Raw genomic sequence first — 15,026 nt, 5'->3', positions numbered from 1 at the left:
CTCATTCACCTTCCTGCGGCGCGGACGGCGCCTCGCTCGACGCACCGGGCCCCGACACCGCCGAGGGTTCGCGTCCTGCGCCGCCGCTGGGCTCCACGCCCGGCGTCGGCTTTTTGCCTCCCTTCGAGCGCGACGACATGGATTCGAGCAGGTAATAGAACATCGGGATGAAGAATACGGCGATCGCCGTCGCGCCCAACATGCCGCCGATCACACCGGTGCCGATCGAATGACGGCTGTTGGCCGATGCGCCCGTCGCGATCGCGAGCGGCACGCAGCCGAGAATGAACGCGAGCGAGGTCATCACGATCGGGCGCAGCCGTTCTTCCGCCGCGGTCATCGTCGCGTCGAACACCGAGGCGCCGGTCTCGCGATTGAGCACCGCGAATTCGAAGATCAGGATCGCGTTCTTCGCGGCGAGCGCGACCAGCATCGTCAAACCGATCTGGAAGTAGACGTCGTTGGACAGGCCGCGCAGCATGATCGCGAGCAGCGCGCCGAACAACGCGAACGGCACCGCCATCAGCACGCCGAACGGCAGCGTCCACTTCTCGTACTGCGCGGCAAGGATCAGGAACACCATCACGAGACCGAATACGAAGACGAGCCCGGACGTGCCGCCCGACTGCCGTTCCTCGAATGCTTCGCCGCTCCATGCCACGTCGTAGCCTTCCGGCATCTGCGCGGCGATCTGTTCCAGCGTCGAGATCACCTGTCCGGAGCTGTAGCCCGGCGCGGCGTTCGCCGTGACCTTGATGGCCGGGAAATTATTGAATCGCGTGACGAGGTCCGGGCCCGTCGTAAAGCGGTAGCTTGCCACCGACTTGATCGGCACCATCGCGCCGTTCGTGCTGCGCACGAAGATCTGATCGAGATCACTAGGCTTCAGGCGATACCGCGGCTCCGCCTGCAGGATCACCTGCCACAGCCGGCTCGAACGATTGAACTGCGATACGTACAGCGAGCCGAACATCGTCTGCATCGCGCTATAGACGTCTTCGACCGGCACGCCGAGCGTCTCCGACTTGTCGCGATCCACGTTGACCAGCAGTTGCCGCGACGCCGCATTGAACGTCATCGTGACGCCGGTCAACTCCTTGCGCGCCCGCGCTTTCTGTACGAACTGGTCGGCCACGCCCGCAAGCTGTGTGATGGTCGCGTCGCCCTTGCTCTGAATCCACACCTCCGTGCCGCCCGTCGTGCCGAGCCCCGGAATCGACGGTGGGTTGACCGGCAGAATAATGCCCTCCTGGACGTTCGCGAAGTGGCGATACGCGTCGAGCAGCACCTGGCGCGCGTTCTGCGTCGCGCGGTTGGCGCGCGTATAGCGTTCGTCGAAGCTCTTCAGACCGACGAAGAAGGTGCCGGCATTGTTCTTGTTCTGGTTGTCGAGCAGGCTGAAACCATCGACCGTGGTGATGCTGCCGACCGCCTCCTGTTTCATGAAATAGTCAGTGATGACTTGCGACACCTGGCCGGTGCGGTCGAGGCTAGCCGCGTCCGGCATGATGACCGCGCCGAGCAGATAACCCTGGTCTTCAGGCGGCAGGAACGCCGACGGAATCGAGCGCACCATCAGCACCGCCAGCGCGATCATCGCCGCGAAGAACACGAGCCCCATGACAAAGCGCTTGATGATGAGCTTGACCGCGCGTGTATAGCCCGACGTCATGCGAGCGAACTGATTGTCGAACCAGCGGAAAAAGCCCTTCTTCTCGTGGTGCGTGCTTTTAAGCAGCAACGCGGCGAGCGCCGGTGACAAGGTCAGTGCGACGATGCCGGACAGCACCACCGAAATCGCAATCGTGATCGCGAACTGCTTGTACATCTGGCCGGTGATGCCGCCGAGAAACGCGACCGGCACGAACACCGCGCACAACACCAGCACGATCGCCACGACCGGGCCGGCGACTTCGTCCATCGCCTTCTTCGAGGCCTCTTTCGGCGAGAGCTTGTACACCGTCATGTTGCGCTCGACGTTCTCGATCACGACGATCGCGTCGTCGACGACGATACCGATCGCGAGCACCATGCCGAACAAGGTCAGCATATTGATCGAAAAGCCCAGCAGCAGCATGAACATGCAGGTGCCGACGATCGACACCGGCACCGCGATGATCGGAATCAGCGTCGCGCGAAGGCTTTGCAGGAATACGAACACGACGATCACGACGAGCACCAGCGCTTCGAAGAACGTATGGATCACGTCCGAGATCGACGCTCGCGTGAACTCGGTCGTGTCCATCGCGATTTCGTAGGTCATGCCTTCCGGAAACGACTTCTTCAGTTCCGCGAGTGTCGTGCGCACCTGCTTCGCCACGTCGAGCGCGTTGGCGCCCGGCTGCTGATACACGGCGAGCACGGTGGCCGGCTTGCCCTGGAAGCGGCTGCGAATCGAGTAGTCTTTCTGGCCGAGCTCGGCGCGGCCGATGTCCTTGAGCCGCACGATCGCCGCGCCGCCGCTCGCGGCGCGCACGATGATGTTGTCGAACTGCGACGGCTCGGCGAGGCGTCCCGTGGTCGTGACCGCGAACGACTGCTGCACCGCTGAACCCGTTGGCGACTGCCCGATGCTGCCCACCGCGAACTGCTGGTTCTGGTTCGCGACGACCCGTTGCACATCGGCAGCCGTCACGCCGAGCTGCGCCATTCGGTCGGGCTTCAGCCAGATGCGCATCGCGTAGTCCGGATTGCCGAAAATACTCGACTGGTTCGCGCCCGGAATCCGCTTGATCGCGTCAAGCACATAGATGTTCGTAAAGTTCGCGATATACGTCGAATCGTAGCGGTTGGTGGGCGAATAGATCGCGATCACCATCATGAACGCCTGTGACTTTTTCTGTACCTGAATGCCCTGCGCCTGGACCGATTGCGGCAGTTGCGGCAGCGCGAGATTCACGCGGTTCTGCACGTCGACCTGGGCCAGTTCGGGGTTCGTGCCGATCTGGAAGTACACGTTAAGCGTCATACTGCCGGTCGACGAACTCGACGAGTTCATGTAGATCATGTTGTCCGCGCCATTGACCTGCTGCTCGATCGGTGCGGCGACATTGTTCGCGACGACCTCGGCGCTGGCGCCCGGATAGGTGGCGGACACCGTGATTTGCGGCGGCGTGATATCGGGGTACTGCGCGACCGGCAGCGAGAACATCGCCAATGCGCCGCCGAGCGTGATGACGATCGAAATGACTGACGCGAAAATCGGCCGATCGATGCAGTAGCGCGAAATGTTCATGGCGACTGCCCCGTCACTCGGCGGCGGGCGCTGCCGCGGCGCCTTGCGATGCAGCCGTCGCCACCGCCGCCTGGCTTTTCCCGCCGGCCGCCAGGGTTTTGATGATTTTCAGCTGCGAATCCGCGGTAACGCGCAGCGCGCCGTCCACGACGATGCGCTCGCCCGCCTTGAGTCCGTCGGAAATAAACCAGTTATCGCCCTGCCAGTCGCCGACTTCGACGACGCGCTGATGGGCCTTCGAGTCGCTATCGACGACCCACACGAAGTTGCTCTTCGCGCCCTGCAACACCGCGCGCTGCGGCACGAGCGTCGCATTGGGCCGGATCGCGCCGGAAACGCGGGCCCGCACGAACTGGCCGGGGCGCAAGGTGCCCTTCGGGTTTTCGAAGGTCGCGCGCACGAGGAAGGTTCCCGTTTCGGTATTGAACGCCGGGTTCGCGAAGTTGATCTGGCCTTGCTCGGCATAGGGCGAGCCATCGGCGAGAATCAGATGCACGGAGAAATTGTCGTGCGCGGGAAATCGCAGATGTCCTGCCGCGATGTCATCCCGGTACTTCAGCATCTCGTTCTCGGAGATGCTGAAGTTCACCCACATCGGATCGAGCTGGTACACGTAGGTCAGCAAACCGTTCGAGGTCGCCGTCACGTAGCTGCCATCCTGCAGACGCGCGAAGCTCGACAGGCCGTTCAGCGGAGACTTGATCGTCGTGTAGCCGAGGTTCAGCAGTGCGGTGTCGACTTCGCCCTGGGCGGCGATCACCGCGGCGGCGCTCTGCTTCTCGTTGCCGACCGCGTCGTCGAGATCCTTCTTGCTCAACGCGTTCTGCGCCGCCAACGGCACCACGCGCGCGAGATTGGCCTTGGCGACTTCGAGACGCGCCTGCTGCTGGGCCAGTTGCCCTTTCGCGGTCTGCAGCGCGGCCTCGAACGGCTTGCGGTCCATCTGGAACATCGTTTGTCCCGTCTTGACCAACGCGCCTTCGGTGTACATGCGCTTGTCGAGGAAGCCGTCGACCCGCGAGCGGATCTCGACTTCACGCGAACTCTGCGTTTGCGCGGTAAATTCGAAGTCGACCGGCGTGTCCTGTTGCGTCACCGTCATCACGGTCACTTCCGGCGCGGCGGCGACCGGCGGCGGTGGCGCCTTCTTGCATGACGCGAGCAAGGTGAGCAGCGTCAGCGCCGCGACGACGGCGAGCAATGGGAGGGCGCCGCGAGAATGTGGCCGCGGCGAGGCCAGGGAAACGGGTACGGTTTTCATCGCGCACTCCGCCTGATTACAAAGGCGTGCAGTTGCCGAACAGCACGAAGGCATCGTTTCTGTTCGCGATCGTCAGCGTCATCTCGCCGTCCGTCGAATCGACGACCAGCGTCCAGCCAAAGCCCAACTCATTGCCGAGGATCAGGAGCTGATCCGCCTCCTTGGTGACCGACAGCATCGGCGTCGTGCGCGCGGGACCGACGACCGCGCGTTTGTCGAAATCGAGAGTCAGGAATTTCGGCAGACCGAGATCCGCGGGCAACGCGCGCGTGCAGGCGATGCCCGGATCGCAGGCGTGCGCGTCGATCGTCGCGCAGATCAGCCGCTTGCTGCCGTCGAAGTCCGCCGCGCCCACCTGCATCGCAGCGGTACCGAGAAGAATCGCGAGACAAACCGAAATTGATTTCATCACGTGCGCTCCCGCTTTTATCCTTGAACGCTGCCGCACTCCGCGCGGCGCATCGCACGCGCAAAGGCACGCACGCGCCGCAACCTGTCCGGTTTCGAATTCGGTGCGGCGCAGCCGGTGTTCGGTTCGACGCGTTGACTGAGTTCAGTTTGGTGGTCCGAAGAAACGGCGACAATCGGACCTTGGTCTCATATCATCCGGCGCGAAGACGCGCGTTCAGGGTGTCGGCGGACCGCCGATGGCCACCTCGACCGCCTTGAACAGAATCGCGCTGGTGAAAGGCTTGCGCAGATACGCGGCCGCACCGGCCGCGAGCGCGGTCTGGCGGACGGAGAGATCGTCATAGGCGGTAATCACGATGACCGGCACGCCCATTTGCGCGAGCTGACGCTGGACTTCCAGGCCGTTGGTTCCCGGCATCTGGACATCCAGAATCACGCAGGCAGGCCGATACGACGGAATTGCCACAAGCGCATTCAAGAACTCGTCACCGCTGCAAAACGTCTCCGCCCTGATACCTTCGGAATGCAGCAAACGCTTGATGGCTCGGCACACCGACTCGTCATCGTCGACCACCGCAACGAATTGGTTAGGGTTGACCATATGACAGCGCGAACGCGCAGTCGCTCCGGAAAGTGGACCACTGATGCCTTAGCGTACTGGTTGAAACCCCGATGAGATATAAGACTTTGGTCCACTAGCGGTATCGGCCAGCGCCGCTGAAAGTGGCGGCGCAACGCGGGAGTCGGCGCCTGGTTCGGGCGATTATTCTTCGTCGGCCGTACAAACGCCGCCCTTTCGCACCAGATGAACGAGGTCGACGATCGATCGGGCCTTCATCTTCTCCATCACGCGGGCCCGATGAATCTTGATCGTTTTTTCGGCCGCGCCCAGATCGCTCGCAACCTGTTTGTTCAGGCGGCCAGTCACGACGAGTTCCATGACTTCGCGTTCGCGGCGGGTCAGATGCCGCATCCGCTCTTCTATTTCCTCGCGTTCGTGGCGCCGCCTGCTTTCCACACACGCGCGCGCGAGCGCGCGATCCACCGCGGCGAGCAACAGCGAGTCGCGCACCGGCTTGGGCAGAAAGTCGACCGCTCCGCCTTTCATCGCGTCGACGCTCGAGCCGATGTCGCCGTGCCCGGTCAGGAATACGATCGGCAGCAGCTGATCGAGCTTGCGCTGCACTTCGAGTCCCGTCATGCCCGGCATCTGCAGATCGAGAACGAGGCAGGCTGGCATGCTCGTCAGATCGGCTCGTTCGAGAAAGGCCTCAGGACTGTCGAAGCATTCGACCTGGTAGCCGGAGGCGCGCAGCAAGCGGGCGAGCGCGCTGCGCACGCTGTCGTCGTCGTCGACGATGAAGACGCGAGTGTTGGTCTGGTTCATGATGATCGGGGCACGAGTCTCTGTCGGATATCGGTCGCGACGGGAAGCGTGACGTGAAACGATGCCCCTTTGCCCTCGTTGTTTTCCGCCCACAGCCGGCCGCGGTGCGCCGTGACGATCGTGCGGCTGATCGAAAGACCCAACCCGAGCCCCTGCGGTTTGGTGGTGAAAAATGGCCGGAAAATCCTTTCCATGCTGTCGACGTCGAGGCCCTGGCCGCGATCTTTTACCGTTATCCGTATCAGTCCGTCCGCTTCCTCACGCGCTGTCGTTTCGACGAGGCGGTCCGCGGCAGGGCAATCCTTGACCGCGTCGAAAGCGTTGAGCAGCAGGTTCAGGATCACCTGCTGAAGCTGAACCTTGTCGCCGCAAATGAGCGCCAGATTGTTCGGAATGTCGAAGTTCGTGCGCACGCTGCGCGTCAATGCATCGCTGTGCACGAGCGTCGCGATGTCGCGCACGACGTTGCCGACGTCCAGCAACTGCAACTCGACATCGCCTTTGCGCACCAATGCGCGAATCCTTTGCAGCACCTCGTTCGCGCGGCAATTGTCGGCCACGATGTCTTCGAGCGCTTCGCGCAGCTCCACTACGTTGGTCGTCTCCGCATCCATGAATTTGCGTGCGGCTTGCGCGTTGAACAGGATCGCGGTAAGCGGCTGCTTCAACTCGTGCGCGAGCGATCCGGCGAGTTCGCCCAATGAAGAAACGCGCGCGAGATGCGCGAGATCCCTCGTATTTCCATCGACTTCGCCGCACGCACTGCAATCCGATATCGCGGTGATCCGCAATTCCTGATTGTGCACGCGGCATCGCGTGGTTTCCGCCTCCGCGTGAAAGCCGCCGCCATCGCGCCGCCGCGCGATCAGAATCTGCGTGGTCGTGACGCTGGGGATTTGTATCTTCGCGCCACGATTGCCTGGGCCCGACCGATCGGCATTGATGCCGTCGATCGGAAACAGCTTGGCGGTCGGCACGCCGATCAGCTCTTCCCTCGTGTAGCCGAACAGTTGCGCCGCCCGCGCGTTCGCGAAGATGATCTGGTCCCGCTGGTCGATCGTGACGATCGGAACCGGCAACATTTCGAGCGTCTCGCACAGCGGCATGCTCGCGTCGAGGATGCGCCGCGTGCTGCTATCGCCTTCGCCTCGCAGCCACGACGCGCAAGCGGCGACACAGCGCCGCCATGCCGGCAACGCGTACGGCGGCTCGTGGGTATCGCGGGTACTCTGTCGGCTCGACACGCCGGGGATATTGCGAGCGCGCTGAAACCGGTGATGCCTGGGTGAAAACTGTCTGGAACGGTCGTGCCCGGATAGTGGAGGACCGTCGTTGCGCGCATTGTCGATCTGTGACGGGCCGCATTGACCCATGTGGCGCGGTTGCGCGTGCAGCGCCGTGAGAATTCCCGCTACCCCGATCGCCAGGTGTCTGCCGTACACGATCAGATTAATCATTGGCACCTCCGGGTCCAGTGCGAACGGATTCCGTACAACTGCGACGTCTTTATCTTTGGGCTTCGAACCACATAATCGACTTCACAATCGGTACTTCGCACGCCTGGTGGCTGGAAGTCAGTATAGGCTATCCAGAATCACTTACCGAAGGGTTACCTTAATTTATGCCGCTTACTCGGGAAACTACTCAATAGTGTTCTGCGTTGTCCGCCATCAATCGGAAAATGGCGACAGAGTTTGTTAGGCAGTTAATTATTACCGGGCGGGGCAGTGTCCGTGCCGTCCGTTTGCGCTCACAGGAAAGTTAGCAAACTGGCAGCGTCGCCGTAGAGCCGCATGTTCCCCTGCGCCGTGACGGATTTGCACTAGCCCGTGAAGTCCGGCGCGATAGCGCTTTCAGATGGAAACTTCCAACCGTAAAGCTTTCATGCATCGCGAATCGCAGAGTCAGCGGGTATAGCCAACGCTAATTCTCCAATTTAATTAATCTGCCGGCGATATTTCTTGACGCAAGTCAACGCTTTTATCGCCCGCCATTCCAGTGCGAATCATTTGCATTCATCGATCACAAAAAAATAAAATTATGCCAGGCAGATGGCTAAACGCAGCACCGCGGCGAGAACGCGTGTTTCGGCTTCTCTTTTCTACCGGTATTGAATAAACAGGAAGGTCAGTGCAGATTACAGGCAGCGTCGCTGCGAGTCGCGAGCGCATCTGGCTCGCAGCGTTTCGTGGGAACAACGGGAGGGATGATAGGGAGGCTAAGTGGGGTGAGTCCGCCAAAAACTACCCGCTGCGCGTCGCCGTGCCAAGGCATGCGTAGCGTGTCGCGCGGCTTCGCTGTAACGAAACCGCAACACGCGATAGACGCGCCACTGTGTGACAGCGCCATGACGATTCGATCGAATGCCGCTGCTTGCCGCGCCCTGCTACAGATTCATGCGCGTAACCTTGGTGCCGGCCAGCGACAGGTCGGCCATCAAGCCCGTATTGGTCAAGACCATCGCGACGACCTCGGCGGTCACCGACGAGGTATCGATCGCGCCGGTAGCGCCGACTTTCAGCAGTGAAACCGAAGCATCGACGCCCGCCGACCAGCCCTTCGCGTTGCGGAATTTATCGAGCGAATCTTTCGTCATGAACAGGAAGAACACGGCGGTCGACTGCGCGCCGGCCTGCAATCCGAACGATGCCGCAGTGGTACTGTAATAGCCCACCGTCGCTCCCCCGACGCGCAATGCCCCTTCACCGTACTCGCCACCGACGATGAACGCCGCCTTCCTCACCGAAGGAAACACCAGCACGCCCTGCGCCTTCGATACGAGCTCGTGCGAGCCTTGCACCGTATCGAACAATTTCGACAGCGCACCGTTCACGGCCGCGTCGATCTCCTGCCGTTTGGCGGCGTCGGTAGTGGCGCTCTCGCCACTGCCTCCGGTCGTCGTGCAACCCGCCAAAGCCAGACTCGCGGCCATGGATGTAAGCGCGAGCGTGTGCACAAAGTTCCGTCTGTTCACTATCGACTCCGTTCTGGTTACGATCCGAGTCGCCAGTCCTGATGGCTGGAAGCCTCGATCTTTTTTCTCCGCCGTGAAGCGGCATAGCCGCCCAAGGAACCATCAATGCCATCGCCGCGCGTCGATTTTCTTCGGTATCCGGATGCGACGACTACAACGCTTGCAGATACATGATGTCACGCTGAAACCGCCGCGGAATCGGACCTTGGTCTTACAGGAAGCGCGGTGTCGCTGATGAATGAAACGCGAAGCCAGCGAAGCTGATTGGCGGGGCCGACCTCGATCATCCGCCGAGCGCGATGATCGCTACGGTGAGCACGACGCCGACCGCCGCCATCGCAAGGCCGGCCTGCCAGCCGCGAAATCCCGCGTAATGCCCCAGCGCCATGCCGCTGCCGAATAACATCGCGATAGTCAAGACACGGGAGACGATCAGCGCCGTCGGAACGTTCGCGAACAGCACGAAGGGCAACGCGACCGGGAATGTTGCGGCTACTACGAGCACAAAGATAGCCGCGGCGGCGGTGAAATCGTCGCGCACGAATACTGCTCGCTGCGGCAGATCCGGCCGCGCCGCAACACGCCTGCGGATGGACTCGAGCTCCGTATCGCCGATCAACGGTCTGAGCCACGCGGCCATTGCGCCGCGAAGCGTCCGAACGCCCGCGGCCGCATTCGGCTGGCCTCGCACGGAATGCGCAAGCGTCACACGCCTGCCGCGAGCCACCAGCGTACGCACGAGGAACATCACCGCGTCCGCGAGGCCCCATGCGAGATTGCAGCCGAGCGCGGTGTAGAACATCTTGTGCCCCGCGTCGGCACCCGCGCCGACGGCCGAGACGGTGCCGACGAACGTCAGCGCCATGAAGAGGCCGAAACACGACTCGCACACTCGATCGACGACATCGAGAACCGGCTCCCTATCGCCGAAGTTTTCCTGCTCCGTGTGACCCGTGGCATCCATGAGGCCTCCCGTGGCGATGACGTGAACCGAGCCCGCCCTTTGCAGGCATACGGATGAGGTGCGACGAGGACAGTCGGATCGGGCAGGCGCGAGCAGACGCCCGCATCATACTGCGCGCCCTGTACCGGCGATATTGGACCAAGGTCGTATGGCCCTGCTTCGCGTCGCGCTCTACCGTGGGAATGGATCATTGCGTAGTACGCTGGAACAGTCCGCGCTGGGGAGAAGATAATGGCCAAAACGAAGTCGGAAAACGAGCAGCCCGAGCAAGACAGGACGCTGTCGTACAAGGAATATCGCAAGGCGCTTTTCGATCTGCATGTCGAGCTCGTCAAGCTGCAGGAATGGGTCGTGCAAACGGGAAGCAAGGTCTGCGTCGTCTTCGAGGGACGTGACGGCGCGGGCAAAGGCGGCACGATCAAGGCGATGACCGAGCGCGTCAGTCCGCGCGTCTTTCGCGTCGTTGCATTGCCCGCGCCTAGCGAACGTGAAAAAAGCCAGATGTATGTGCAGCGCTATGTGCCGCACTTGCCGGCCGCGGGCGAGGTCGTCATTTTCGACCGCAGCTGGTACAACCGCGCGGGCGTCGAGCGCGTGATGGGTTTCTGCTCCGAGGCGGACGTGCAGACGTTCTTCAAGGCCGTGCCGCTCGTCGAGCGGGCGATCGTCGAATCCGGGGTCATCCTCCTCAAGTACTGGCTCGAGGTCAGCCCCGAGGAACAGACCCGACGTCTCGAGGCACGCATCCACGACGGTCGCAAGATCTGGAAACTGACCGAGATGGACCTGAAATCCTATAGCCGATGGTATGACTACTCGCGTGCCCGCGATGAGATGCTCGCGGCGTCGGACACCGACTATGCTTCGTGGTTCATAGCGAATTCAAACGACAAGCGGCGCGCGCGACTGAACATCATCAGCGACATGCTTCAGAGGATTCCGTACAAGCAACCTGCCCGCAAGAAGGTCTCGCTGCCGAAACGGCAAAAGCCCGACGGATACAAGGAACCAGACTATCCGTTTAAATACGTGGCCGAGCGGTATTGATCAGGCAGGTGTTGCTCAAGCTGACTTTCAAACGTACGGCAGCGTTGCCTCGCAACCGGCTTCAACGAGGCTGCGGCGATAAGCGAAGGCCGCGAGCGGGTAGTCGAAGAAGAAGCGGCCCGTCTCCCGCTTCTCCACATAGAACGTTTCCGCCTCGCATTGCGGCGTCGCAATTCGCAGCGCGCGCGCCCATGCGAACGCCAGCAGCATCCAGCCAAGCATCGCGAGATAGTCGTCCGCGACCCGGTATGCCGTCTCCGGGTCTTGCGCGTGGCGTGCCTTGATCGACCGTGTCGTGCTCTCCACTGTCTGTGCGAGCTCTGCGAGCTTCGCGCCGGCGGCACGAACCGGCGGATCGGACTCCTGACACAGCCGCGCTTCCGCGCGCACGTGGCGAAGCAGCACATCGAACGCCACCGCCCCATCGGGCAGCACCTTCCGAATCAGCAGATCGATCGCCTGAATTTCGTTGGTGCCTTCGTACAACATCGACACGCGACTATCGCGCAACGTCTGTTCAATGCCGTACTCGTGGATGTAGCCGTAGCCGCCGAACACCTGCAGCGCGTTCGATGCAGCGCGAAAACCGTTGGCCGTAAAAAACGCCTTTGCAATCGGAGTCAACAGCGATGCGAGCTGCGCCGCCTGTTCCCGTTCGGCGACATCGGCATGACGTGCGGCGATGTCGAGCCAATGCGCGGTCCAGTAACCGATCGCGCGCTCGCCTTCGACGATCGCGCGCAGCTCCATCAGAATCCGCCGCATGGCCGGATGAAACGCGATCGGCGCAGCCTTCCCCGGTGCGACGTTCGCACCGGGCGGCACGCTCACTGCACGCATCTGCGCGCGTTCCTGCGCGTAAGCGTGCGCGCGTTGCCACGCGGTGTGCGCATGCCCGAGGCCCTGCATCGCAACCTGCAGCCGCGCCGCGTTCATCATCACGAACAGGCACGCGAGACCGCGATGCGCTTCACCGACGAGCCAGCCGAATGCGCGTTCGAAGCGCATCGTGCAGGTCGGGCTGCCTTTCAGGCCCATTTTCTTTTCGATGCCTTCGCAATACACACCATTGCACGAACGCCCACCGTCGCCGTCTTCCAGCCATTCCGGCACGACGAACAGCGACAACCCTTTCGTGCCGGGCGGCGCATCGGGCACTCGAGCGAGCACCAGATGAACGATGTTCTCCGTCAGATCGTGCGCGCCGCCGCTGATAAAGATCTTGCTGCCGTCGATGAAATACCCGTCGGTGCCCGGTGCTTCAGTCGCGCGCGAACGGATCAGCCCGACATCGCTGCCGGCCTGGGGCTCGGTCAGACACATCGTCGATAGCCACTCGCCACTCGCGACTTTCGGCAGCAATGCCTTTTTCACGCGTTCGCTGCCATACGTCTGCAAGCATGCCGTCGCGCCGTGCGTGAGCCCGGGCGACATCAACCATGCATGGTTGGCGCCCGCGAGCATTTCCTGAAGTGCGACGTCGAGAAGCTGCGGCAGGCCCTGTCCGCCGTGCCCGGTGTCGAGCGATAATGTCGGCCAACCCGCTTCGACGAATTCCGCGTAGGACTCGCGAAAGCCCGCGGGCGTCGTCACCTTGCCCGCGTCGAAACGACATCCTTCGAGATCGGCGCTCGCGTTGAGCGGCGCGATGCGCTCCTCGACGAAACGCGCCGCTTCCTCGAGCACCTGCTGCGCGGTCTGCGAGTCGAGGTCTTGCCAGTCGGGCACGTCGCGCCACCACGAAGCCGCGCCGAGCCACTCGTCCATCACGAAGCGCATGTCGCGTAGCGGCGCCTTATAAGTCAGCGTCATTTGTTCCTGTCCCTGGACTAGCTGCCTCTGCGCGCATGGATCACGGTCGCGTCGGCGACGTCGGCTTCGTGCATTGCTTCCACGAGCGCGGCCCGGTGCTGGAGCACGGCGCGCTGATTGATCGAGCCTTTGTCGGTGATCTCGCCGAGGTCGAGCGACGGCGGCACGCTCAGCAGGTGCATGCGGGCAATGAACGAGGCACTGCCTGTCGCACTCCGATTCAGCCGCGCGACGAGATCGCTGAAGAAGTCGCGCACGGCGGCCGTGTTGAGCACGTCCTCGGCGCTCGCATCCGCGGGCGAACCCGCCAACGAGCGACACGCGTCGAGGCGCGGAAAAATCATCGCGCCCACTTCGTCGCGATTCATCCCCGTAATGACGGCATCCTGAACGTAGGGCGCCCCTTCGCTGATGATGCGCGCGCGCATCGGCCCGACGCTGACGAACGTTCCCGACGCAAGCTTGAAGTCCTCCGCAATGCGGCCATCGAACATCAGGCCCAGTTCGGGACGTTGCGGGTCGACGAAACGCACGGCGTCTCCTGTGCGGTAGTAGCCTTCATCGTCGAACACGCTGCTCTGAAGCGCCGGCGATGCTCGCCAGTAACCGCCCATCACGTGAGGGCCGCGAAAGCGCGCTTCGAATTTGTCATCGACGGGCGCGACCTTGGCCTGGCACCCGGGCGGCGGCAAGCCGATATAGCCGGCGCACGATACCGGTCCCGTCGTGAACAGACACGACGGCGCGGTCTCGGTCATGCCGAGCCCGGCCATGATGCGGATGCGTTCTCCGCAATGTTCGAGCGTTACGCGCTCGAGACGCTCCCACGCCGCCTGCGACAGACCGGCGCCCGCGAAGAAATACATCTTCACGCGCGAGAAAAACCGCTCGCGCAGCGCCGCATCCTTTTCCAGCGCGATGGTCAGTTCTTCCCAACCCTTCGGCACGTTGAAGTAGATGGTCGGCGCGACCTCACGCAGATTGCGCAGCGTCTCGTCGAATTTACCGGCCACGGGTTTGCCGTCGTCGATATAGAGCGTGCCGCCGTTGTACAGCACGATGCCGACGTTGTGGCTGCCGCCGAACGTGTGATTCCACGGCAGCCAGTCGACGAGGACCGGCGGCTCGATGCCGAACTGCGGAAAGGTTTCGAGCAGCATCTGCTGGTTTGCGCCCAGCATGCGATGCGTCGTCGGCACGGCTTTCGGCAGGTTCGTCGAGCCGGACGTGAACAGGAACTTCGCAATCGTGTCGCCGTTCACGCGCGCGTTGGCAGCGTCGACGTCGCGCGGGGCCGTGTCGAGCAATGTGTCGAAGCGCGTCACTCTCGACGCGTTTGGCGCGGGCACCGCGCTGACACGTTCGACGTCGCTTCGCAGCGCGGCATCGAGCGCCGCTGTGTATGCGCCGATATCGTCCGCGTAGACCAGACCCGGTTTGAGCAGTTCGAGGACATGGCGCAGCTTTCCGTAATCGCCCGACATCAACGAATAGGCCGGCGAAACGGGTGCATAAGCGATACCCGCCCACATCGCGCCGAGCGCGAGTTGCATATGTTCGACGCTGTTGCCCGACAGGATCACCAACGGGCGTTCCGCGCTGAGATCGCGATCGAGCAGCGCCTGCCCGATCGCACGCGCGCGCTCGAGCATCTGCGCATACGTGATGCCCTGCCACGCGCCACCGGCATCGCGTCGTGCGACGAGCAGCCGGTCGGGATGCGCGCGTGCGCCGCTCAGCAGACGGTCCGTAAAGCGCTCCGGAAACGGACCCAGAGGTTCAAGTGTCTCGAGGTACCAGCAGTCGCCGCGTTTCTCGATCCGCGATGAAGGTGCTCCGATGGCGACGCTCCGGTATCCGGTCGCCAGAGAGCTTGCGTGGCTGTGCTCCGATTCCAAAACCTGTCTCCTGATTGTGCCATTTCATGCAAGGATG

At 62.5% G+C, this 15,026-nt stretch carries 11 protein-coding genes; 1 reads left to right on the top strand and 10 read right to left on the bottom strand.

Annotated features, from left to right (window positions below; genetic code table 11):
* Position 1: 1 nt before the first annotated feature.
* From OKW39_RS37895 to OKW39_RS37860, 8 genes are all read right to left on the bottom strand, one after another.
* Positions 2-3,235, bottom strand: coding sequence for an efflux RND transporter permease subunit (locus tag OKW39_RS37895; protein WP_429564977.1), 3,234 nt, complete (start codon positions 3,233-3,235; stop codon positions 2-4).
* 13 nt (positions 3,236-3,248) lie between these two features.
* Positions 3,249-4,496, bottom strand: coding sequence for an efflux RND transporter periplasmic adaptor subunit (locus OKW39_RS37890; RefSeq protein WP_429334376.1), 1,248 nt, complete (start codon positions 4,494-4,496; stop codon positions 3,249-3,251).
* 16 nt (positions 4,497-4,512) lie between these two features.
* Positions 4,513-4,905 carry a hypothetical protein gene (locus OKW39_RS37885; RefSeq protein ID WP_090808966.1) on the bottom strand — a complete coding sequence of 131 codons (393 nt, stop codon included), beginning with the start codon at positions 4,903-4,905 and terminating at the stop codon, positions 4,513-4,515.
* A gap of 216 nt (positions 4,906-5,121) precedes the next feature.
* On the bottom strand, positions 5,122-5,508 hold the full coding sequence (locus tag OKW39_RS37880; protein WP_090808964.1) for a response regulator transcription factor: 387 nt from the start codon (positions 5,506-5,508) through the stop codon (positions 5,122-5,124).
* Positions 5,509-5,670: 162 nt separating this feature from the next.
* Positions 5,671-6,294, bottom strand: a complete 624-nt coding sequence (locus tag OKW39_RS37875; RefSeq protein WP_018424532.1) for a response regulator transcription factor — start codon at positions 6,292-6,294, stop codon at positions 5,671-5,673.
* Positions 6,291-7,751: a PAS domain-containing sensor histidine kinase gene (locus tag OKW39_RS37870; protein WP_429564976.1), complete on the bottom strand. Its 1,461-nt coding sequence runs from the start codon at positions 7,749-7,751 to the stop codon at positions 6,291-6,293. Before OKW39_RS37870 ends, OKW39_RS37875 begins: the two co-directional genes overlap by 4 nt.
* A 929-nt stretch (positions 7,752-8,680) precedes the next feature.
* A complete protein-coding gene (locus OKW39_RS37865) occupies positions 8,681-9,268 on the bottom strand; it encodes a BPSL1445 family SYLF domain-containing lipoprotein (RefSeq protein WP_429334378.1) in 588 nt (195 codons plus the stop codon).
* 283 nt (positions 9,269-9,551) lie between these two features.
* Positions 9,552-10,232, bottom strand: a complete 681-nt coding sequence (locus OKW39_RS37860; protein WP_429564975.1) for a hypothetical protein — start codon at positions 10,230-10,232, stop codon at positions 9,552-9,554.
* 231 nt (positions 10,233-10,463) lie between these two features.
* Between OKW39_RS37860 and ppk2 the strand changes: the two genes are divergently transcribed.
* Positions 10,464-11,279, top strand: a complete 816-nt coding sequence (ppk2, locus tag OKW39_RS37855) for a polyphosphate kinase 2 (RefSeq protein WP_429564974.1) — start codon at positions 10,464-10,466, stop codon at positions 11,277-11,279.
* A gap of 27 nt (positions 11,280-11,306) precedes the next feature.
* On the opposite strand, the gene OKW39_RS37850 is transcribed toward ppk2, so the two are convergent.
* On the bottom strand, positions 11,307-13,091 hold the full coding sequence (locus OKW39_RS37850; RefSeq protein ID WP_429564973.1) for an acyl-CoA dehydrogenase family protein: 1,785 nt from the start codon (positions 13,089-13,091) through the stop codon (positions 11,307-11,309).
* Positions 13,092-13,108: 17 nt separating this feature from the next.
* Entirely contained in the window at positions 13,109-14,989 is a 1,881-nt protein-coding gene (locus tag OKW39_RS37845) for a feruloyl-CoA synthase (RefSeq protein WP_429564972.1), read from the bottom strand.
* Positions 14,990-15,026: the final 37 nt, after the last annotated feature.

Origin of the sequence: Paraburkholderia sp. MM6662-R1 (genome assembly GCF_050436245.1) — a bacterium.
Classification (GTDB): Bacteria; Pseudomonadota; Gammaproteobacteria; order Burkholderiales; family Burkholderiaceae; genus Paraburkholderia; species Paraburkholderia tuberum.
Note: the sequence above shows the minus strand (reverse complement) of the source record. Positions and strands in the feature narration are given on the sequence as shown.